The following is a 22,317-nucleotide window of genomic DNA, read 5'->3' on the forward strand; positions in this document are numbered from 1 at the left end:
CTCAATGATTTTTAGATAAATTCAAAAGTATGTAAATTTATTCTTTAAATTATTAAAAATAAATCTTTCATCCATGAATACAAACGACTTTTCGCTCCGACACATTGGCGTGCATGGCGCAGACCAAGAGGAAATGCTAAAGAACATTGGCGCTAGCAGTATTGACCAATTAATTAATGAGGCTTTGCCAGAAAATATCCGAATAAGCGAAGATATTAATTTACCAAAAGCTTTGACTGAGCTAGAGCTTTCTCGCCATATGCAGGCTTTGGGGTCTTTGAATAAAATTTACAGAAGCTACATTGGTTTTGGCTACCACAACACGATTTTGCCACCGGTGATTCAGCGAAATATTTTAGAAAACCCAGGGTGGTACACGGCTTACACGCCTTACCAAGCAGAAATCGCTCAAGGTCGCTTGCAAGCTTTACTGAATTTCCAAACGATGGTCTCTGACTTGACGGCGCTTCCCATAGCCAATGCTTCTTTGCTAGACGAAGGAACCGCTGCAGCTGAGGCCATGTCAATGTTTTTTTCTTCACGCACAAGGGAGCAGAAGAAAAATAATGTAAATAAATTTTTCGTTTCTGATTTAATTTTACCACAAACTTTATCTGTCTTAGAGACTAAAGCGTCTGGCTTAGGTATAGAAATTATTACAGGAAATCATGAAAATATTGAATTAACTAGTGCTTTTTTTGGCGCCTTAGTTCAGTATCCTGGGAAGCATGGTGAACTCCACGATTATTCTGACTTTGTAGAGAAAGCACACCATGCTGAAATACAGGTAGCTATGGCGGCAGATATTCTCTCCTTGGTTTTACTAAAAGCGCCTGGCGAATTTGGTGTAGATGCGGCTATCGGTACAACACAACGATTTGGGATTCCGATGGGGTTCGGTGGGCCACATGCGGCTTATATGGCTTGCCAAGAAAAATATAAAAGGGAAATCCCAGGGAGGATTATTGGCCTTAGTCAAGACAGTAATGGAAAACCTGCCCTGCGTATGGCTTTGCAAACAAGAGAACAGCACATCAAGCGCCAAAAAGCAACCTCTAATATTTGTACTGCACAAGTTTTATTAGCTGTGATGGCAGGAATGTATGCCGTTTACCACGGGCCAAATGGCCTAAAGTATATTGCCGAAACAATTCATAAAAAAGCGGTTTATTTAGCACAAGTTCTTCAAGAATTAAATTTTGAAGTTTTAGATAATGACTTTTTTGATACAATTCGTGTTTCGACAAAAGGAATCGACCGCTATCAATTAAAATCTCTATTGGAATCTTACGAGATCAATATTAATTTCTTTCATCCCGATTTTGTGAGCATTTCGCTAGACGATCTAGATGTTGCTACCGACGAAGGCTTTAAAGATTTAATCAGCGGGTTTGCTAAATACCAAGGTGTAGAATATAAATTTGAAATGCCTGATACGATTGAAAGCAAAATTCCTAAAGCCTTAAAAAGGTCTTCTGATTTTTTAACGCATGAAAATTTCAATCTCTACCATACCGAAACAGAATTAATGCGCTACATCAAGCGACTAGAAAAGAAAGACTTAGCCCTAAATCACTCGATGATTCCACTGGGCTCTTGTACTATGAAATTGAATGCTGCTGCAGAAATGCTACCGCTGAGTAAAGCAGAGTTTGGCTCTATTCATCCCTTTGCTCCACAAGATCAAACACAGGGGTATTTAACACTAATTAATAACTTAGAAAATTATCTTTCAGAAATTTCTGGCTTTGCCAGCACTTCTCTCCAGCCAAACTCAGGTGCACAAGGAGAATACGCAGGGCTGATGGTGATAAAAGAATACCTGAAAAGCATCGGGCAAACACAAAGGAATGTGGTTGTGATTCCAGAAAGCGCACACGGAACCAATCCCGCTTCTGCTGTATTGACAGGATTAAATGTCGTCATCGTCAAAAATCTTGAGAATGGGGAATTTGACATCGAAGATTTAAAAGCTAAAGTAGAGAAACATAAGAATGAACTAGCTGCACTGATGGTTACTTACCCCTCTACTTACGGTTTTTTTGATGACAACATCAAGGAAGTAATAAAAATCATTCATGAAAATGGAGGCCAAGTTTACATGGATGGTGCAAATATGAATGCCCAAGTAGGTTTAACCAATCCGTACAATGTCGGGGCAGATGTTTGTCATTTAAATTTACACAAAACCTTTGCCATCCCACACGGTGGCGGTGGCCCTGGTGTTGGGCCGATTTGTGTAGCAGAACATCTAAAGGAATTCTTACCAAGCAATCCAAATGTAAACTCTGGAAGCAATACAGAAAAAGGACTTTATGCCATTTCCTCAGCCCCATTTGGCTCAGCTTTGATTCACAGCATTTCATATTCCTACATCCGATTACTGGGTAGCACAGGATTGAAGCGCAGCACACAGTTTGCCATTTTAAATGCCAATTACCTCAAAAAAAGATTAGAAACAGCTTATGACGTTTTGTTCACCAATAAAAATGGTCGCGTAGCACATGAAATGATCATCGATTTTCGTCCGTTTAAAAAATATGGCATAGAAGTTGTAGATGTAGCTAAACGTCTAATGGATTATGGTTTTCATGCTCCTACAGTTTCTTTCCCAGTGGCGGGCACGCTAATGATAGAGCCTACCGAGAGTGAAAGTAAAGCAGAGCTAGACCGATTTGTTGAAGCTCTACTCGAAATCAAAAAAGAAATTGATGAGATTGCAAATGGAAACTACCCAGAAGACAATAATGTCTTAAAAAATGCGCCTCACACCACAGCAATTTTAACAGCTGATAAATGGAGTTTTGGATATTCGAGACAAAAAGCCGCTTATCCGCTAGAATGGGTAAGAGAGCGGAAATTTTGGCCAAGTGTTTCACGTATAGATGATGCTTATGGCGACAGAAACCTCATCTGTACTTGTCCACCAACCGAAGATTATAAATGAAAACCTAATTAAATATTATAAATTATTAAAAAATGATGAAAAAAACAATTTTAATGGCTGCAGCTGCCGCATTTGTATTAACCTCATGTGAAAAGAAAGCTGAAAATGTAGAAACTCAAGAACCTGTTTCTGTAGTAGATGAAACTCACGATAGCCATGAGATGGCTGCTACAGAGTCTTGGGTTGGAACCTATGCAGGAACTTTGCCTTGTGCAGATTGCCCTGGTATCGAAACTGAAATCATGTTACACCATGACAACACTTACATGAAATCAGAAAAATACTTGGAAACAGAAGGTGAAAACGAGTTAAAAGAAGACGGTACCATTACTTGGAATGCAGATAAAACTCAGTTTACTTTAACTCCTAATGGAGATAAAGCTCCAGCTTCTTTCAAAGTAAGCGAAGGTAAAATCACATTGCTAAATGCAGACGGTACTGAAGTAACTGGTGAAACAGCAGAGACTTATGTTTTAGTTAAGAAATAATTTTCTTTTTATAAAAATCAACAATCCTCTACTTTTAAGGGAAATCTTAGATTTAGAGGATTTTTTGATTTAAAGTTTACCTTAAAAATTTTTAAGCCTTAAAAAAATTAAGTTTCTTCAAAAATTTAACTACATTGCTTACTTTTGTTCATTCGAAAAAATAAAAATATGGCACAACAAGAAGATCAACTCAAAAATGTGATTTCTCATGCAAAAGAATACGGATACATTTTCCCCTCCAGTGATATCTACGACGGCCTATCAGCAACCTATGATTATGGACAAAACGGTGTTTTGCTGAAAAACAACATCAAAGAATATTGGTGGAAGAGTATGATTCAATTGCACGAAAATATTGTAGGAATTGATGCCGCTATTTTTATGCACCCCACCACTTGGAAGGCTTCGGGGCATATAGACGCTTTCAATGACCCGATGATTGACAACAAAGATAGCAAAAAACGATATCGTGCCGATGTTTTGGTAGAAGACCACATTGCTAAAATCGAAGCTAAAATCGAGAAAGAAATTACTAAAGCAACTAAGCGATTTGGTGATGAATTTGATGCTGAAATGTTCAAAAAAACCAACCCGAGAGTTCAACGCTACTTGATTGAAATTAATGAAATATCTTCTCGATTGGCTAAATCATTAACAGATAATGACTTGGCTGACGTCAAATTATTGATCGAAGAATTAGGCATCGCAGACCCCGTGAGCGGCAGTAAAAACTGGACAGATGTAAGGCAATTCAATCTGATGTTTGGCACGCAGCTAGGCTCAGTCGCAGAGCAAAGTCAGACTTTGTACCTCAGGCCAGAAACAGCTCAGGGTATTTTTGTGAATTTTTTGAATGTTCAACGTACGGGGCGAATGAAAGTTCCCTTCGGAATCGCTCAAATTGGTAAAGCTTTTAGAAATGAAATTGTCGCTCGTCAATTTATATTTAGAATGCGAGAATTTGAGCAAATGGAGATGCAATTTTTTGTGACGCCAGGTACCGAGCTAGAAGCTTACGAAGCTTGGAAGCAAAAAAGAATGCAATGGCACCTCAATCTAGGCTTGGGTGAAGCCAATTACCGTTTTCACAATCATGAGAAATTGGCTCATTATGCCAATGCAGCAGCTGATATTGAATTTAATTTCCCTTTTGGGTTTAAGGAATTGGAAGGAATTCACTCCCGCACTGATTTTGATTTAAGACAACATGAGCAACATTCAGGAAAGAAATTACAATACTTTGATCCCGAACAGCAAAAAAATTATATTCCTTATGTGATTGAAACTTCCATTGGGCTCGACCGAATGTTTTTAGCCGTATTTTCTTCCGCTTTGAAGAATGAAGAGCTGGAGGACGGCAGTGAGCGCGTCGTGCTAAAAATTCCAGCAGCACTAGCGCCCATCAAAGCTGCAATTTTACCACTCATCAAAAAAGATGGATTACCTGAGCTCGCTCATCAAATTTTAAATGATTTAAAGTTTGATTTCAATATTGAGTTTGATGAGAAAGATAGTATCGGTAAACGCTACCGCCGCCACGATGCTATTGGCACGCCATTTTGCATCACTATCGACCATGATTCTCTAGAAAATCAAACAGTAACAGTGAGAGACCGCGACAGCATGAGCCAAGAACGAATTTCAATTGAAAATCTCAGAAGTTACCTCAGTAAAAGAGTTAGTTTAAATGCTTTACTAAAAAATTTAGAGTGAGAAAATTTGTAGAATTTTTTTTAAAGGCTTAGAAAATTTTCCCTAAGCCTTTCGAATTTTTGATCTTTTTCATCAAAAATCATACCTCAAGACTTTATATGTGTTAAAATTTAAGTACATTTGTAGAGATTCAAAATATGTAAAAAAGCATGATTTTATACACTATTAAAGAATTAATCGAAAAAGGGAAAAATGCTATCCACGAAGACGTTATCGTAAAAGGTTGGGTAAAATCTTTCCGCAGCAATCGCTTTATTGCTTTAAATGATGGTTCTTCGTTGCAAAACATTCAAATCGTCGTAGATTTTGACTCAATGAGTGAAGCGGAATTAAAAAAAATCACCATTGGCTCTTCACTCAAAGTCATTGGTTCTGTCGTTGAAAGCCAAGGGAGAGGGCAAGAAATTGAAATTCAAGCCCAGAAAACATCCGTATATGGCCAGGCAAATCCTGAGGAAGTGCAAGAAACTATTCTGCAGCCCAAAAAGCACAGCTTAGAATTTCTAAGAGAGCAAGCGCATTTAAGGTTCAGAACCAACACGTTCGGTGCCATTATGCGTATTCGCCATCATGCGATGTTTGCAATTCATGATTATTTCAACAAAAAAGGATTTTTCTATATCAATACGCCCATCATTACTGGAAGCGATGCTGAGGGGGCGGGTGAGATGTTTCATGTCACAAACTTTTCTTTGGAGAATTTACCTAAAAATGAGGCGAATGAAATTGATTATTCACAAGATTTTTTTGGTAAAAAAACTAATTTGACGGTTTCAGGGCAATTAGAAGCCGAAGCTGCTGCAATGGGGTTGGGTAAAGTTTACACTTTTGGCCCTACCTTTAGAGCTGAAAATTCAAATACAAGTCGTCATTTAGCTGAGTTTTGGATGATTGAGCCAGAGGTAGCTTTCAATGATTTGGATGATAATATGGATTTGGCTGAAGATTTTCTAAAATCAGTCATCGCATATCTTTTTCAGCATTGCCAAGATGATTTACAATTTTTGGACGAACGTTTTGCACTAATTCAAAAGGAAAAACCTAAAAATGAACGTACTGAACTGGGGCTGATAGAGCGCTTACAATATGTGCTGAAAAATAAATTTGTGCGCCTCTCTTACACTGAGGCTATTGAAATATTGAAAAATAGTAAGCCTAATAAGAAGAAGAAATTTAATTACTTAATCGAAGAATGGGGTGCTGATTTACAATCAGAACACGAGCGTTATTTGGTTGAAAAACACTTTAATTCTCCCGTGATTTTATTTGACTATCCTGCAAAGATTAAGGCTTTTTATATGCGTTTAAACAATGACCAAAAAACTGTTCGTGCGATGGATGTTCTTTTCCCTGGAATCGGAGAAATTATCGGTGGTTCGCAGCGTGAGGAGCGTTTGGATGTTCTCAAACAAAAAATGACGGAACATAATATCGATGAGAAGGAATTGTGGTGGTATCTCGATACACGAAGATTTGGTAGCGTCCCACACAGTGGCTTTGGCTTAGGTTTAGAACGATTAATCTTGTTTGTAACAGGAATGGGTAATATCCGTGATGTTATTCCTTTCCCTCGATATCCTAAAAACGCTGAATTTTAACTTGTTATCAAAATGCTAAAACAAGAATTACAACAGAAACTTCAACAGAAATTATCTCCTCAGCAAATCCAGCTGATGAAACTTGTGCAATTGCCGACTGTAGCCTTCGAGCAACGGGTAAAAGAGGAAATGGAGGAAAACCCTGCTCTAGAGGATCAGCCAGATTATGAAGAAGATGACCTCTTTAAAGATAATTCTGATGAATTGTATAATGATGAGATGGAGGAACGTGATAGCATTGATGATATTGAAATTAATGTGGATGAATATTTGAGTGACGATGAATTTCCTTCTTATAAATCTTATACCAACAATTATAGCGCTGATGATGACGAAAAAAGTATTCCCTACGCTCAGGGAACCACTTTCTATGACCACCTGAAAGAGCAACTCCACATGTTTCGACTGGATGAACAGGATTTGACTTTGGCTGATTTTCTCATCGGGAATTTGGATGAAGATGGCTATTTACGCAGAGAAGTTCGTTCTATTGTTGATGATTTAGCTTTTAATCTCAATATTTCTACTACAGAAGAACATCTGACGCATTTGCTAGAAGATTACATTCAGCGGCTCAGCCCTACTGGTGTTGGCGCTAGAGATTTAAAGGAATGTTTGCTCTTACAGTTAAAACGAAAAACTCAAACCGATGAGGTGGAATTGGCTTATGAATTAATCAATCAATCGTTTGACAGTTTTGCGAAGAAGCATTACAAAAAATTGCTTAAAAAATTTGACATTGACGAAGAAGAACTGCGCAACGCTATCGAAGAAATAGAAGGATTAAACCCCAAGCCAGGAAAAGCTTTTGGTGGAAACACTAAAATCATAGAGCACATTGTTCCTGATTTCACAATCCGTATCATTGAAGGTGAACTGGAATTGACACTGAACGGGAGAAATGCTCCGCAACTGCATGTTTCTCGGCAATATGCAGAAATGTTTGATACTTATAAAAAATCCGAAAATAAGAACAAAGAGCAAAAAAAAGCCGTTCTTTTTGTCAAACAAAAATTAGATGCAGCCAAATGGTTTATCGAAGCCATTCAACAACGGCAAAATACACTGATGGCTACAATGACGGCCATTATGAATTACCAAAAAGATTATTTCTTGACTGGTGATGATAGAGACATCCGCCCGATGATATTAAAGGATATTGCAGAAATCGTCGATATGGATATTTCTACCATTTCTCGGGTAGCTAATTCTAAATACGTCAACACACCATATGGAACGTTCTTGATAAAAGAACTTTTCTCTGAAAGTATGACTAATGATGATGGCGAGGAAGTTTCTACACGAGAGATAAAGAAAATCTTATCTGAAATCGTAGAAAATGAAAATAAACGCAAACCCCTTACCGACGAAAAATTAGCTAAACAATTGAAAGAAAACGGCTATTCTATTGCTCGCCGTACGGTTGCCAAATACCGTGAACAGCTCAACATTCCTGTAGCACGGCTGCGAAAAGAAATTTAATAAGCCTTTAAAAATTTTCCCATAAAAAAACTGTCTCAAAACCCATTGAAACAGTTTTTTAAGCTCTAAAAATATTCTAATTTTTATTTTTTGGGATTTTCGCCTAATTCAAAACGGATTTGTCTTGCGTTTTTCAAGACCCGATCTGTAATAAAGTATGATTTATAAACCTTCCCATCTACCCAAATTTGCTGAATGTACTTCCCTCCTTCAGATGCGTTAGACAAAATTTCAATTTTCCCATTGGGGTGGAAATCAGTATTTAAGTTCAGCGTAATTTTATCAAATTTTGGCGAAGTAAATGTATAAATCGGCTGTGCCGGAGCCACTGGATAAAATCCGAGCATTCCGTACATCATCCAAGCCGACATCACACCAGTATCATCATTCCCTGGCAAACCATCAGGCTTATTTTTATAGTATTTTTGCAATAATTCATCCACCTTTTTTTGTGTTTGCCATTCCTCTCCTTTTACATAATTAAACAGATATGGGTAAGCAATATCTGGTTCATTTGCCATATCAAACTTTTGATTATTAAATATTTCATTCAATTGTTTCACAAATTTTTTCTCGCCTCCCATCAACTGGATGAGTCCTCTCATATCATGTGGAACCATAAATGCGTATTGCCATGCATTTCCCTCAATGTAACCCACATTTTTCTCAAAGTTTGCCCCTTTGTCTGGGTCAAACGGCGAATACCAGTTCCCGTTTGCATGCTTGGGGCGAAGTAAATTAAACTCTTTATCAAATAAATTTCGGTACGATAAGCTTTGTTTTTTATATTTTTTTGCTTCTTCTGCATAGCCCAAAGCTTCTGCCATCTGCCCGATAGCAAAATCAGCAATATTATATTCTTGCGTGGTAGAAACTGGGCCAGATACTCCTCTATCCACACTCAGATATCCTTTCTCTAAATATTCTTTGATTCCTGGTCTCAGAGGATTATCCTCTAGTGTTTCAGCACTTTTTTTCATTGCCGTGAAAGCCTTTTCAGCATCAAATTGCGTTAAACCTCTCAAATAAGTATCTGCTAAAACAATGGCTGCCGGGTCGCCTACCATTGTAAAAGTTTCTGTGGAATTCAGTTCCCATTTAGGCAACCAACCGCTCTCATCATAAATGGATAGCATTGAATTTACCATCTGCATTTGCTGCTTTGGATACAATAGACTAAAGAGTTGATGGTAATTTCGGTAAGTATCCCACAGTGAAAAAACGGTATAACGCTCACCTTCGGTATGGCCGATTTCTCCATTAGATTTCACGTAATCGCCATTAAAATCATGGAAGACGTTAGGGTGAATCGACGCATGATACAAACCTGAGTAGAAAATCTTCTTTTTATTTTCATCATCACTCTCGATTTCAACTGCAGAAAGCTGTTTTTCCCAAGCTCTTTGCGTCATCATTTTAACTTGCGTAAAGTTTTTTTCACCGATTTCTTTTTCTAAATTTTCCCGTGCATTTTCTATACTCACATAAGAAATCCCAACTTTTAATTCAACCACAGTAGGTTGCTTAAAATTATAAGAAAAGTAGCCCCCAATACTATCCCCTACTACTGCTCGGCTAAAGTTTTCTTTCATTCTTGTTCCGCCATTATAGCCCATCCACTGAGCCTCTAAGCCTTCATAAAACCGATGCTTTTTCCAGATTCCTCGCCTTTGCGGCTCTTTAGAAACTTTCGCTACAAAATAAACTGGGTAAGCTTTTTCCTCACTATTATAGCAAAATGAACCAACCATACGCAAACCTTCCACTTCGGTGGGTGAAACAAATTTCAACATTGCACCTTGCTCATTTGTTAGCCCTAGCCCTAAATTTAATAACACATTTGAAGTTCCTGCAGGAAAATAAAAACGACTCATCCCCGCTCGTTGGGTTGCTGTAACTTCCGTCTTGATGCCATATTTTTTTAAATCTACTGAATAATAACCTGGTTCAGCTTTTTCATTCTCATAAGCTGAGCCGTAATCTAAATGATTGGTCTTTATTTCACCCGTAGTCGGCATACTGATAATCACTCCCAAGTCTGGGCAGCCAACACCGCTCAAATTAACGTGAGTAAAACCTGTTAAAAACTCATTTTCATGCACATATGGCGTAGACAACCATTGTGAGTCTTTTTCTAGTGGGATTTCTCTACCGCTAGCATCAAAGGCCACATTAAATGGTGAAATACTTAACATCCCACGGGGTGCAATTGCTCCAGGATTAGTCGTACCGTAATTGGATGTCCCAATAAACGGATTCACATATTCAATGACAGACCGATGACTGGACTCTTGCTGCCCTATGGCTAGGCTTGAAAGCAATGCTACCAATAGGGTTAATTTAAATTGATTCATTTAAAATATTTTTGATTTCTAAAGATACAAAAACATATAATTTCTAAAGGCTTTAAAAATTTTTAAATTTGAAGCAAATTCTAGAATTTCAACAGACTTTTTTTAAGGCTTAAAAAAATATTCAGTCTATTTTCTTTTATTTTTGAAAAATTTTTGAATTAAATTTAAACTTTCTTCAGCCAAAACACCAAATTTGATTTTCGTTTTAGGATGCAAAGGGACATTAAAGTTAGAAAAACCACGCTTCAGATCCTTTGCCCCCACATAAATCTCATCAATCTGACTCCAATAAAGCGCCCCAGCACACATGCAGCAAGGCTCTAAAGTCACATATAATTTACAATTCCTTAAATACTTCCCGTTCAAATACTGGCTTGCCGCGGTAATAGCTTGTATTTCAGCATGTGCCGTCACGTCAGTGAGCTGTTCGGTTAAATTATGCCCTCGCCCGATGATTTTGTCTTGAGCTACAATGATGGCTCCTACAGGAATTTCACCTTTCTCAAAAGCAATTTCAGCTTCCTGTAAGGCTTTTTTCATAAAATATTCATGAGAAAATAATTCAGTCATGGGTAAAATGTTGTGGAAAAGCTTTCTCTGGCTTCTGACGCAATAAATTTAACTTAATTTGAGCTTCTAAAAAACCAATGCCGTACATTTCCATTTGAATAAAAACAGCCACGCAGCCTAAAATCGCTGATTTTAAGCCTTTTGTCTCTATAAAAGCTAAAATGAAAACAACTAAAAAATAGAAGCCATAGAAAATCAGCAGCCACCAAATACCAAAAAATGCAAGTAAAATAGCTATACAAAAGCCTAAAATAAAAAAGCTTGGAAACCAAAAACTTAACTTCCGATATTGTGGGTGCCGACGATTTAGCACAGGGCGAGCACGACCAAAAGAACGAACTTGGCGGCCAAAAGATTTCAAATTATTCCTACGCTGATGATATACCCATGCTTTCTCAATGAAACCAGACCGAAATCCTTTCTCCCAAAGACGCATGCTCAAGTCTGGGTCTTCGCCTACACGCAAATTGGAAAAACCACCCGTTGCTGAAAAACATTCACGTGAGATGCCCATATTGAAACTCCTCGGCTGAAACCTCATCACTGATTGTTTTCTCCCTCGGATACCGCCTGTTGAAATCATCGATGTCATGGCAAATGAAATTGCTTTTTGCAACGCATTGAAATCTTCTGCAGCAGCATCTGCCCCTCCGAAGAAATCATATTTATTTTTTTCTAAGGCTTTAGAAATTTCTTGCAAATACTGCGGTGGCAATATAGTGTCAGAGTCTAAGAAAATGTAATAGTTAGCTTCAGATTTTTGCATCCCAAAATTTCGGCTCTGCCCAGGCCCTGAATTTTCTTTGTAATAATATTTGATGCTTAGCCTCGGCTGAAATTCTTCCACCACTTCTTGCAGAGGTCTAGGAGATCCATCGTCTACTACAATGACTTCAAAATTTCTAAAAACCTGATTCCCTATGCTTTCTAAAAGTTTCTTTAACTCTTCTTCTCGCTCATATACAGCAATAATGATGGCAAAAAAGGGTGAATTCATAGCTTTACTTCATTGAAAAGTGAATTTAATTAATTTTAAATAATCTATCTTTGTTTCGATGATTATTTTTAACATAACTTACATTGTAGAAAAAGACATTCAAGAAGAATGGTTGACTTGGTTTGAGGAATATCTCATCAAAGAGCTGATGAAAAAAGGTGGCTTCAAATCAGCAAGATTCAGTAAAGTTTTATCTCATCCACAGCCCGATGCTACCAATTATTCTATCCAATTTTTTTCTGAAAACGAGGAAGATTTTCATTTTTTCCTAAAGAATGAATACTCTAAATTTTTAGCTGATTTAAATCAAAAATTTCAGCAAAAAGTGATTGCTTTCGCCACCGAAATGGAATATCTAAAAGACTATTATTCCAACGGAAATTGATGAATCTTCCTTGCTATTGCTCAAATTTTTATTAACCTCACATATGCCACATTTATTTTTTATTTCTCTTGCAATGTGCTATGACAGCTGTTATCACAAAATCTTTTATCAATTTTCTCCATTAGCCCTCGCTCTATCTCATATTAAGTAAAAAAATTAAGTAAAAAATTGCTATGAACTCAGGTTACAAATTTTCTAGGAACTCTTGTGCCGTTTTCAAAACTTCAGGTAATTGAGCCACTTCTTTTCCCCCTGCACTAGCAAAATCAGGTTGGCCACCGCCACCGCCTTTGATGATTTTAGCCCACTCACGCACCAATTGCCCTGCGTTTAATCCTCTTTTTTCGACTAAATCATTACCCACTCCCACCGAAAGGGTTGGTTTATCATTCTGAGTATTCATCACTAGAATAAAGCGTTCAGGATTTTCAGATTTCAAATTGAAAATCAAATCTTTGATGCCACTATTATCCATTTCAGTTTGGACTAAAATGCTCGAAATTCCTTTGATGTTTTTTTCTTCCTTTAGCCATTTTTCTTTCTCTAAGCCTACGGCTATTTTTTCTAAGCCTTTAATTTTTTCTTGATTTTTTTGATTCTCGGCTATCAGCTTTTCAATCGCAGCATTCAAATGCGCTGGATTCCCCATGAGTTCTTCGATTTGCTCATATTTAGCTTGATAAGATTGATAGAATTCTAAAGCGCCTTGCCCTGTTACGGCTTCAATTCGGCGGATCCCCGCCGCCGATGATGTTTCTGCAATAATTTTAAATGTGAACAAATCAGCCGTATTCCCCGCGTGAGTTCCACCACAAAGTTCTTTGGAATCTCCAAACTGAATCATTCGTACTTTATCTCCATATTTCTCGCCAAAAAGTGCCATAGCGCCTTTCTCCAAAGCTTCGGTAAGCGAAATTTCACGATTTTCTTCCAAGGGAATTTCTTCTTTAATGCGGTTATTAACAAATTGTTGAATTAAATTCAGCTGTTCCTCGGTTAATTTCTCAAAATGCGAAAAATCAAACCGCAAATAATCCCCACTCACGTAGCTACCTTTTTGCTCAACGTGAGTTCCGAGAATCGCTCTCAAAGCTTGATGCAACAAATGTGTAGCCGTATGATTTCTCATGATATTTTTCCGTCGAGACTCATTCACCACTGCTTTTAAATTTTTGAAATTTTGTGGTAATTTTTGAGCTAAATGATAAATTAAATTATTTTCCTTTTTGGTATCTAATATTTCAATTTTATCTCCTTCTTCTGTCAGCAAATAGCCTTTGTCGCCCACTTGCCCGCCGCCTTCTGCATAAAAGGGTGTTTGGTTGAATACCAATTGATAAAATTGACCTTTTTTATCTTCCACTACTCGATATCTTGAAATTTCAACATTGGCTTGGCAAGCATCATAGCCTATGAAGTTTTCTTCTGCCCCTTCGAGCAAAATTTCCCAATCTCCTTTGCTAGAAGTTGCAGCTGCTTTTGAGCGCTGTTTTTGTTTTTCCATCTCTGCTTCATAAGCTTTTTCATCGATGGAAAAACCCTTCTCGGCAGCAATGAGTTGAGATAAATCTAGCGGGAAACCATAAGTGTCATAAAGCTCAAAAACTGCTTTCCCTTCCAAGACTCTACCTTCTGTTTTTTCTATTAAATCATTCAAAAGATTCAAACCTTGGTGAATGGTTTTCAAGAAGCTTTCTTCTTCTTGCTCTATGACTTTAGTTATCAAATCTTGATTTCGTTTCAGTTCAGGGAAGGCTTCACCGTATTGATGTACAAATCCATCAACCAACCGATAAATGAACGTATCCTTCTGATTTAAAAATCGGTAAGCATAACTGATGGCTCTTCGCAAAATCCGCCTGATGACATAGCCTGCGCCAGTGTTTGATGGTAATTGCCCATCTGCAATAGCAAAAGAAACCGCACGCAAATGGTCTACTACCACGCGTATAGCAACATCTGTAGTTGTATTTTTGTTGTATTGATGCTGGGTTAACTCTTCCACTTTTTGAATCAAACTAGAAAAAACATCGGTATCATAATTAGATGTTTTATTTTGCAAAACCATGCATAGCCGCTCAAAGCCCATCCCTGTATCTATGTGGTAATGCGGTAAATTCTCTAAACTCCCATCAGCCTTTCGGTTAAATTGCATAAAGACCAAATTCCAAATTTCTACCACTTGCGGGTGATCTTTATTTACTAATTCTGCGCCTGATTTTTTCTTTTTTTCTTCTTCAGAGCGTAAATCCACATGAATTTCTGAACAAGGCCCGCAGGGGCCGCTCGCTCCCATTTCCCAAAAATTATCTTTTTTATTGCCTTTTAAAATTCGATTATCAGCAATATGTTCTTTCCAAAAAGTGGCTGCTTCTGTATCCTCTGGCAAATTTTCCTCTTCATTTCCCTCAAAAATAGTGACGTATAAATTTTCTTTAGAAATCTTAAAAACCTCTGTCAGAAGCTCCCACGCCCAGGCAATGGCTTCTTTTTTGAAGTAATCTCCAAAAGACCAATTCCCCAACATTTCAAACATGGTATGATGGTAGGTATCTTTACCCACATCGTCTAAGTCATTGTGTTTACCCGATACACGCAAGCATTTCTGTGTATCTGCGGCTCGCTTAAATTTAGGCTCGGTATAGCCCAAGAAATAATCTTTGAATTGATTCATCCCACTATTGGTAAACATTAGCGTCGGGTCATCCTTCAAAACGATGGGTGCACCTGAAACAATTTCGTGCTGTTTTTCTTCAAAAAAAGATAAAAATTTCTGACGTATAGTATTGGAATTCATGCTTCTTTAATTTTCTTTAGAATGGATTTAAGAGTTTATTAACGCACAAAGCTTTATAAATCTTTTTAATTTGCAATGCAACAAAGGGCAAATATAATAAAAGTGTAATTGAAATGATTCGCTTATGATGAAGAAAGGAACTCAATATTTTCGAAAAATTCAAAAAAAATCTTTCGGGACACCTCAAAATAATACGCAACTTATTTTCTATGTTATCTTTTTAAGCCTATTTTTTTCTGCCTTGGGCACTCTTTTAGGCTACCATTATTTTATTAAGCCTAAAAATATTTCTCAAGTACAGCTAGAGCATGAATTGGAGGAAATGGAACTTCAATATGCGGTTTTGAACAAAAAATTCAAAAAAACGCAAGAAGTTTTAGATAATTTAGAAGAAAGAGATGAATTTATCTACCGTTCATTTTTTGAATTAGAACCGATTTCTAAAGATGCTAGAAAAGCAGGATTTGGCGGGATTGACCGCTACGAAAAGTTTTCACGTCTGCAAAATGCTGAACTCATCAAAGAAACGTCAAAAAGTTTAGATATTCTAAGCAAACGGCTCATTATTCAATCAAAATCTTTGGATGAAATCATAGAATCAGCAAAGAAAAAAGACGAAATGTTTCGTCACCTCCCAGCCATTCAACCCATCGCCAATAAAGATTTGAAAAAAATAGCCTCAGGCTTCGGCATGCGATTACATCCAATCTTGAAAATCGGGAAACTACACGCTGGCATTGATTTTTCTGCACCTACGGGAACGCCCGTGTATGCCACAGGAGACGCCACCGTAGCACAGGCAGAAAATATGGGCGGTTTTGGAAATGTGGTGGTTTTGAACCACGGCTATGGCTACAAAACCTTGTATGCTCACTTGAATAAAATCAAAACTCAACTTGGGCAAAAGGTGAAGAGAGGTGATGTTATTGGCTATGTGGGTTCTAGCGGATTATCGACGGGAGCTCATTTGCATTACGAAGTTCATAAGAATGGTGAAAAAGTAAATCCCATCAATTTTTTCCATCAAGATGTAAGTCCTGATGAGTTTAGAAAACTCTATGAGGATTCTCAAAAAATGACAGTATCTTTGGATTGATGAAGATTAACTTACCTGAGAAACTCTATTATTCCATCGGTGAGGTGGCTAAAGCTTTTGATGTCAACGCCTCACTCATCCGCTTTTGGGAAAAGGAATTCCCGCAAATTCAACCAAAGAAAAATAAAAAGGGAAATCGCTTTTTCACACCACAAGACATTCAGAATTTTAAACTGATTTATCACTTGGTCAAAGAAAGAGGTTATACCTTGGAAGGGGCTCGAACGGCTTTAGACGAAAATAAAAATCTTGAAAATGAAGTTCAATTGGTGTTTCGTTTAGAGAAAATTAAAGAGGAATTACTGCTACTAAAATCCACTTTAAACGACTTTGAAAGTGAGTAAATTTTTTAAGCCTTAAAAAAAAATCCCTACTTTTCAGCAGGGATTTTGTTGGCTTATGGAATTGTGAATCATTTCACTTCTTCAAAAATAACCATATCTGATTATCAGTTATTTATAACTTTATGGTACAAATAAGGTACAAAATTAAGATTATAACTTGATAATAAATATGCCGTTATCGGCAAATATTTGATAGATTTTAAGTTTTAAATAATCGTTTTTTGCCGATAATAGTATGAATTTCAATTCCTTTAATAATAATCGATCGATTGCATGTGTTTTTTTCTCATCAACTTGATACATTTCAGCATACATTTTTCAGTTTGCAACAACTTCTATGCTTGAGTTAATGATTTGTAAGCTCCCCCGAAAAAGTTTCCAATTAAGACGAGAGAAGATATTAATTTTAAAAATTACTTTCACTAAACCAAGAAGTAAAACTTGGCAAATTTGGCAATGCAATATCTATAATAAAAGGTTTTAAAATCTTGTAAATTATTCATTACCTATTCTTCTTAAAATTCTCCGCTTGTTCTAATACATTTTTGTACACATCATCTTGAGTAATTGGTGGATAACCATATTGATGCAATTTTACAATAATATCCATTTTAAGCTGTGCTTTTATATCATCGCGATCGCTCCAGTCCGGATATTTCGCTGTATTATCTACAATCTTTTTGATTTCCTTTGCCAACTCTAAAAGCTTCTCTTTATCAAACTCAAAACCGTATTGTTTGCAGATTACATCTAAAATATCGTAGAAGGCTTTTTCTTCATAATCAATACCTAAATCTTCAAATGAAGCCATTTCCGTACGAAGTTTGATAATCAAATCTAACATTTGTTCGGCTGTGTCAGACTGAATCCCTTCATAATCCAACAAATCATTCTCACTTCTTTCGTTGTATCTATTGACAATGCCTTGCAAAAGCTCTGAGAAGTCTTGACCTTTAACTTTATTAATCTTTTTAAAATCGTTTATCGTCTGTTTCAACAAGCGTTCTAATATCTTAATCTTGGTATTGGGTAATTCTAAATTGGAGATTTTCTCTATAAACTTATCATTAAACAAATCAATCGCATTGGCTTTATTATCATCGAGCTTAAATATTTCTTCAACTCCTTCCGAAACAATCGCTTCTTCTACCATTTTGGCTACTTTAGCATTCATTTGTTCAGTATCGGGAGCTTCACCTTTGGTTAATTTTACGACAATTGATTTCACGGCAAAATAAAAATGAATTTCATCGACTTCTTTCGGAGTAAACAATTCCGAACCACTCACTAAGTTGTAAGACGATTTCAATTTTTTGGTAACATTCACAAAAAACTTTTCTGATTCTTCTGTTTTTAAAACCAATTCTGATGCTTTATTCAAACATTGCAAACGTTCTACAGGATTACCTTGATAATACAAAGCGTTATCAAACTGATGGAAAAACTGACGTAACAAATCCATTTGATCTCTAACGATGATTTCAGCTTGATTTAAGTCTTCAAAATCATCATCGGCAGTTTGGTTATTGAACATTCCTAATGCCTTATTTAGATTCTTTTTAATTCCTATGTAATCAACAACTAAACCGCGATCTTTACCTTCGTATTTACGATTGACACGAGAAATAGTTTGTATTAAATTATGCGTTTGTAAAGGTTTATCAATATAAATGGTATCTAAGAAGGGAACATCAAATCCTGTTAACCACATATCCACTACAATCGCAATTTTAAAGTTGGATTTGATTTGCTTGAATTGTCTATCCAATTCTTTTCGATCATCTTTATTGCCTAATAAATTCCATAACTTTTCTTCATCATCCTTATTACGTGTCATCACCATTTTCACACGTTCAATAGGTTTGATTTCCTTACGTTCTTTATCTGATAAATCTTCTGCCAATTGCAATTCGCCCCATTCCGGGCGTAACGCCAAAATTTATTGGTACAATTTATAAGCAATGGTACGAGAAGCACAAACAAACATCACTTTTCCTGCTACGGTAGCTTTTTCTGCGATACGCTTTTCGTAATGATTAATAAAATCTTGTGCAATAGCTTTGATTCGGTCGGTATCTCCTAAAACAACTTCCATTTTAGCGATTGCTTTTTGACTGGCTTCTACATGATATTCAGATGCTCCTTCTGCAACTGCATTTTCGTAATAATTTTCAATTTCTTGAACTTTATTGTAATCTAGATTGACTTTAGCAGCTCTACCTTCATAGACCAAACGAACGGTAATTTCATCATTTACCGATTCAAACATCGTGTATTGATCCACTACATCTCCAAACACTTCTAAGGTTTTGTCGATAGGTGTTCCTGTAAATCCAACATAAGTTGCATTAGGTAAAGAATCGTGTAAATATTTGGCAAAACCATACGATTTTGTCACTCCTTTTTCTTCGTCAATTTTTACTTTTAAATCAAGATTCACTTGTGAGCGGTGGGCCTCATCCGATATACAAATGATATTGGTACGATCGGATAAAATTTCAGCATCTTCAGCAAATTTCTGAACAGTAGTCAGATACACACCACCACTTTCAATTCCTCTTAATCGAGATCGTAAATCGGCTCTCGATTCGATATTGATGATATTTTCATCTCCAATGAATTTCTTGGCATTCGTAAAATCCTTTGATAATTGATCGTCTAAATCGGTACGGTCGGAAATTATAATAATCGTTGGACTTGCAAAATCGGTGGAACGCATCAACAAACGCGTTAAGTACAGCATCGTAAAACTTTTACCACAACCAGTAGCTCCAAAGTATGTTCCACCTTTACCGTCACCTATAGGTTTACGGTGAGCTTTGATGTTTTGATACAACTTATTGGCCGCATAATATTGAGGATAGCGACACAGAATTTTATCTTCTCTTTTAGAATTGTCCGGAAACAATACAAAATGATGAATAATATCAACCAATAGTGTTTGATTCAACATTCCTTGCACCAAAGAAGTTGTAGTTTCAATTCCTGTTAAGGCTTTCTTTTCTGCTCCAGTAATTTTATTCCAACCGTAGTAAAATTCGTAAGGAGAAAATACTGTTCCGGCTTTGTTATTCACCCCATCACTAATCACACAAAACACATTGTATTTTAGTAATTCGGGAATCCCTCTTTTGTAACGTGTCGTTAATTGCTTGTACGCATCATGAATGGTAATTTCTTCTTCAATGGCTGTTTTAAATTCAAAAACCACGACAGGAATTCCATTGATGTACAAGATCAAATCAGGAATGCGCAATTCGCTTCCTTGTATCTCGAGTTGATTGACAATTTTAAACGTGTTATTGGCTACCGAATCACAATCGATATATCGTATATGTAAATCCTTTTTTTGTGGATTGTTACGTTTAAAAATAAATCCATCCGCCAATAATTTGCAAATGTATTTATTAGACTCGTACAAATTAGAGGTCGATTGAAAAGCCAACTCATTGGTAATGCTTTCCAATTCTATTTCTTCTAAATCTTCATAACGATCTTGCAAAAACGCACGCAAATCCTCTTTAATCAATACTTCTTGATTTAAACTTCTTTGCAACTGTTTTCCATCAATATAGATATAGCCTTCTGTTTCCAAAAGGCTAATAAAAGCTTGTTCTAATTGTGATTCGGTGTATTTCATAATAACTTTTACAAGTTGTGTTTTTTGATTTTGGTAATTGAAATAGTAGAACGTGTTACAATTTTCGACTTTTTGTAACATGAGAAAATAACGTGTTACAATTTTTTGCTTTTTGTAACATGAAAAAATAACATGTTACAATTTTTGACTTTTTGTAACATAATAAAAAACATGTTGCAATTTTAAAGCAACTTAAATAAAGTGATTAATCCTCATTTAATTTATGTAATTGTGTCGCTTCATTTAGAAATTTGTATAATGCTACATTAATATAAAAATTTTCTTTTCCTATTCTTTGAAGATGTAGTAAATCTAGTTCTACTAATTGCTCTAAATATCTAGAAGCTGTTTGTCTTGATACATTTAAATCAGTTACAACAAATTCAATTTTAGTATAAGGATGCTTAAATAAATTATTGATTAAGTCTTGCGAATAAATCTTAGGTAATTCTGTACGAATTTCTTCCTTATATTCCTGCATCAATGTTTTTATTCCCTTAATAATCTGAATAGTCTGGATAGATGTTTTTTCAATAGCTTCAAGCATAAAAAGAATCCAATTTTCCCATTCATTAGTATATCTTGTATGTTGAAGTAAACGATAATATTCTGCCTTATTTTGATTAATATATCGACTTAAATATAATATAGGAAGATGGAGTAGATTTTCCTTTACCATATACAAGATATTGATAATTCTTCCTGTCCTTCCATTGCCATCGTAAAAAGGATGAATACTTTCAAACTGATGATGAATGATAGCAAGTTTTACTAAAGGATCCAAATCGGATAATTCAGAATCATTAATAAATATTTCCAAATTATTCATGTGTTCGTTAATCTCTCGAAAACTTTGTGGAGGGGTGTATATTATTTCTTGGGTTTGATCATTTTTAAGAGATGTTCCAGGAACTTTTCTAAATCCAGTCCTAGTTTCCTCTAAAACAGAGTGAATTTCAATTATATTATTAGAGGTTAACAAACCCGTTTTCTTCACTAATTCAAATCCAAATTTCAAGGAACTCGAGTAATTATACACCTCTTTAGCAGCCACGCTTGTAAATTGTTTGGCTAAAGAATCACTACTAAAAAGTTCATCATGGGTAGTGATAATATTTTCTATAGCCGAACTATCTTTCGCTTCTTGTAACGAAAGCGTGTTTAATATAATCTGTTCATTAGGTATTGTTTCTGATACACCATTTAATTCCGCAAGTGCTTTATTGGCTGCAATCACCATTTTGAAAACTTTTTTAGTTTCCAAATCAATTGTTAATGGCAGTGTAGGAATAGTATAGTTATTCATGTTTCATTAAATTTTTTATTACTTTCTGTATCCAAACCGGTGCATATTTTACTTGCTTTTGGACCACTTGAGAGTCGAGCTGCACTACAGAAGGTTTTATTTTTTCTATAAATTCTTCGGTTACTTTATGTTGTCCCACCTCTTTAAATGCTTGCACGATTAAATGCAACAATTCATCTTTTATGGCAAAACTTTTAGGAACCGTTTTTTTAAATTGAATGCTACGGTTTCCTATTTTAATTTCTCGTTGTGAACCATCGGACAGATACACCGCTTTTAAAGGAACTTGTGTGGTAAGCCCCAACAAATACAAAGCGAATACACCCGTTGGTGCAATACGTGCTTTGTCGCGTTGTGCTATTTGCTTGGCTATTTCTTCCGTAGTAGGATAAAGGGTACCTAACAATGGATCTCTTTTGGGTTTTAGATAAATGCCTTGAGCCAAACGTTCTAATATACCTTCATTGACCAAACGAAAAAGCGTTAAACGAATATTACCTGGTGAACCATACGTATAGAAATCTTCAGCGAAAAATATTTCGCCTAATGATGATTTTAAAATCTTTGTTTCTATTTGATTTTTAGATGATTTCACTTTGT

16 protein-coding genes are annotated in these 22,317 nt (G+C 36.1%); 8 read left to right on the forward strand and 8 right to left on the reverse strand.

Annotated features, from left to right (window positions below; genetic code table 11):
* The first annotated feature begins 73 nt into the window (after positions 1-73).
* The 5 genes from gcvP to rpoN all read left to right on the forward strand — a co-directional run bounded on the left by gcvP (position 74) and on the right by rpoN (position 8,228).
* Positions 74-2,947 (forward strand): aminomethyl-transferring glycine dehydrogenase, encoded by a 2,874-nt coding sequence (gcvP, locus tag QOX03_RS06950; protein ID WP_283670558.1) that lies wholly within the window; start codon positions 74-76, stop codon positions 2,945-2,947.
* Positions 2,948-2,979: 32 nt separating this feature from the next.
* Positions 2,980-3,435: a copper resistance protein NlpE gene (locus QOX03_RS06955; protein ID WP_119059354.1), complete on the forward strand. Its 456-nt coding sequence runs from the start codon at positions 2,980-2,982 to the stop codon at positions 3,433-3,435.
* Between the two features lie 168 nt (positions 3,436-3,603).
* Positions 3,604-5,148: a glycine--tRNA ligase gene (locus QOX03_RS06960; RefSeq protein WP_283670559.1), complete on the forward strand. Its 1,545-nt coding sequence runs from the start codon at positions 3,604-3,606 to the stop codon at positions 5,146-5,148.
* A gap of 149 nt (positions 5,149-5,297) precedes the next feature.
* A complete protein-coding gene (asnS, locus tag QOX03_RS06965) occupies positions 5,298-6,746 on the forward strand; it encodes an asparagine--tRNA ligase (protein WP_283670560.1) in 1,449 nt (482 codons plus the stop codon).
* Positions 6,747-6,758: 12 nt separating this feature from the next.
* The gene (gene rpoN / locus QOX03_RS06970; RefSeq protein WP_283670561.1) at positions 6,759-8,228 is read left to right on the forward strand and encodes an RNA polymerase factor sigma-54; all 1,470 of its coding nucleotides are present in this window, start codon (positions 6,759-6,761) and stop codon (positions 8,226-8,228) included.
* A gap of 83 nt (positions 8,229-8,311) precedes the next feature.
* Here the strand turns inward: rpoN and QOX03_RS06975 are convergent, their stop codons facing one another.
* From QOX03_RS06975 to QOX03_RS06985, 3 genes are all read right to left on the reverse strand, one after another.
* Positions 8,312-10,582 carry a GH92 family glycosyl hydrolase gene (locus QOX03_RS06975; RefSeq protein ID WP_283670562.1) on the reverse strand — a complete coding sequence of 757 codons (2,271 nt, stop codon included), beginning with the start codon at positions 10,580-10,582 and terminating at the stop codon, positions 8,312-8,314.
* Between the two features lie 126 nt (positions 10,583-10,708).
* Entirely contained in the window at positions 10,709-11,152 is a 444-nt protein-coding gene (locus tag QOX03_RS06980; protein ID WP_283670563.1) for a nucleoside deaminase, read from the reverse strand.
* Positions 11,145-12,149 (reverse strand): glycosyltransferase family 2 protein, encoded by a 1,005-nt coding sequence (locus QOX03_RS06985; RefSeq protein WP_283670564.1) that lies wholly within the window; start codon positions 12,147-12,149, stop codon positions 11,145-11,147. The genes QOX03_RS06980 and QOX03_RS06985 overlap by 8 nt, the downstream gene beginning before the upstream one ends.
* A gap of 58 nt (positions 12,150-12,207) precedes the next feature.
* Here QOX03_RS06985 and QOX03_RS06990 point away from each other — a divergent pair, with 58 nt between their 5' ends.
* Positions 12,208-12,534 (forward strand): DUF4286 family protein, encoded by a 327-nt coding sequence (locus QOX03_RS06990; RefSeq protein ID WP_283670565.1) that lies wholly within the window; start codon positions 12,208-12,210, stop codon positions 12,532-12,534.
* Positions 12,535-12,718: 184 nt separating this feature from the next.
* Here the strand turns inward: QOX03_RS06990 and alaS are convergent, their stop codons facing one another.
* Entirely contained in the window at positions 12,719-15,331 is a 2,613-nt protein-coding gene (alaS, locus tag QOX03_RS06995; RefSeq protein WP_283670566.1) for an alanine--tRNA ligase, read from the reverse strand.
* A gap of 124 nt (positions 15,332-15,455) precedes the next feature.
* On the opposite strand from alaS, the gene QOX03_RS07000 reads away from it, so the two are divergent.
* Both QOX03_RS07000 and QOX03_RS07005 read left to right on the forward strand, forming a co-directional pair.
* A complete protein-coding gene (locus tag QOX03_RS07000) occupies positions 15,456-16,427 on the forward strand; it encodes a M23 family metallopeptidase (RefSeq protein ID WP_283670567.1) in 972 nt (323 codons plus the stop codon).
* Positions 16,427-16,771, forward strand: coding sequence for a MerR family transcriptional regulator (locus QOX03_RS07005; protein WP_283670568.1), 345 nt, complete (start codon positions 16,427-16,429; stop codon positions 16,769-16,771). Before QOX03_RS07000 ends, QOX03_RS07005 begins: the two co-directional genes overlap by 1 nt.
* Positions 16,772-17,273: 502 nt before the next feature.
* Here the strand turns inward: QOX03_RS07005 and QOX03_RS07010 are convergent.
* From QOX03_RS07010 to QOX03_RS07025, 4 genes are all read right to left on the reverse strand, one after another.
* Positions 17,274-18,707, reverse strand: a complete 1,434-nt coding sequence (locus QOX03_RS07010) for a DUF3387 domain-containing protein (protein ID WP_283670569.1) — start codon at positions 18,705-18,707, stop codon at positions 17,274-17,276.
* Between the two features lie 3 nt (positions 18,708-18,710).
* On the reverse strand, positions 18,711-20,411 hold the full coding sequence (locus tag QOX03_RS07015; protein WP_283670570.1) for a type I restriction endonuclease subunit R: 1,701 nt from the start codon (positions 20,409-20,411) through the stop codon (positions 18,711-18,713).
* Positions 20,412-20,616: 205 nt separating this feature from the next.
* Complete coding sequence (locus tag QOX03_RS07020; RefSeq protein ID WP_283670571.1) at positions 20,617-21,717, reverse strand: Fic family protein; 1,101 nt, start codon at positions 21,715-21,717, stop codon at positions 20,617-20,619.
* Positions 21,710-22,312, reverse strand: coding sequence for a DUF6088 family protein (locus QOX03_RS07025; RefSeq protein ID WP_283670572.1), 603 nt, complete (start codon positions 22,310-22,312; stop codon positions 21,710-21,712). The genes QOX03_RS07020 and QOX03_RS07025 overlap by 8 nt, the downstream gene beginning before the upstream one ends.
* Positions 22,313-22,317 lie beyond the last annotated feature (5 nt).

It is taken from the genome of Candidatus Ornithobacterium hominis, from assembly GCF_951229915.1.
Taxonomy (GTDB): Bacteria; Bacteroidota; Bacteroidia; order Flavobacteriales; family Weeksellaceae; genus Ornithobacterium; species Ornithobacterium hominis.

Coding starts and splice junctions, on each gene's coding strand:
- asnS (WP_283670560.1), top strand. CDS start 5,298: ATGATTTTATACACTATTAAAGAATTAATCGAAAAAGGGAAAAATGCT.
- QOX03_RS06985 (WP_283670564.1), bottom strand. CDS start 12,149: ATGAATTCACCCTTTTTTGCCATCATTATTGCTGTATATGAGCGAGAA.
- QOX03_RS07015 (WP_283670570.1), bottom strand. CDS start 20,411: ATGAAATACACCGAATCACAATTAGAACAAGCTTTTATTAGCCTTTTG.
- QOX03_RS06980 (WP_283670563.1), bottom strand. CDS start 11,152: ATGACTGAATTATTTTCTCATGAATATTTTATGAAAAAAGCCTTACAG.
- QOX03_RS06975 (WP_283670562.1), bottom strand. CDS start 10,582: ATGAATCAATTTAAATTAACCCTATTGGTAGCATTGCTTTCAAGCCTA.
- gcvP (WP_283670558.1), top strand. CDS start 74: ATGAATACAAACGACTTTTCGCTCCGACACATTGGCGTGCATGGCGCA.
- QOX03_RS06990 (WP_283670565.1), top strand. CDS start 12,208: ATGATTATTTTTAACATAACTTACATTGTAGAAAAAGACATTCAAGAA.
- rpoN (WP_283670561.1), top strand. CDS start 6,759: ATGCTAAAACAAGAATTACAACAGAAACTTCAACAGAAATTATCTCCT.
- QOX03_RS07020 (WP_283670571.1), bottom strand. CDS start 21,717: ATGAATAACTATACTATTCCTACACTGCCATTAACAATTGATTTGGAA.
- QOX03_RS06960 (WP_283670559.1), top strand. CDS start 3,604: ATGGCACAACAAGAAGATCAACTCAAAAATGTGATTTCTCATGCAAAA.
- alaS (WP_283670566.1), bottom strand. CDS start 15,331: ATGAATTCCAATACTATACGTCAGAAATTTTTATCTTTTTTTGAAGAA.
- QOX03_RS07005 (WP_283670568.1), top strand. CDS start 16,427: ATGAAGATTAACTTACCTGAGAAACTCTATTATTCCATCGGTGAGGTG.
- QOX03_RS07000 (WP_283670567.1), top strand. CDS start 15,456: ATGATGAAGAAAGGAACTCAATATTTTCGAAAAATTCAAAAAAAATCT.
- QOX03_RS06955 (WP_119059354.1), top strand. CDS start 2,980: ATGATGAAAAAAACAATTTTAATGGCTGCAGCTGCCGCATTTGTATTA.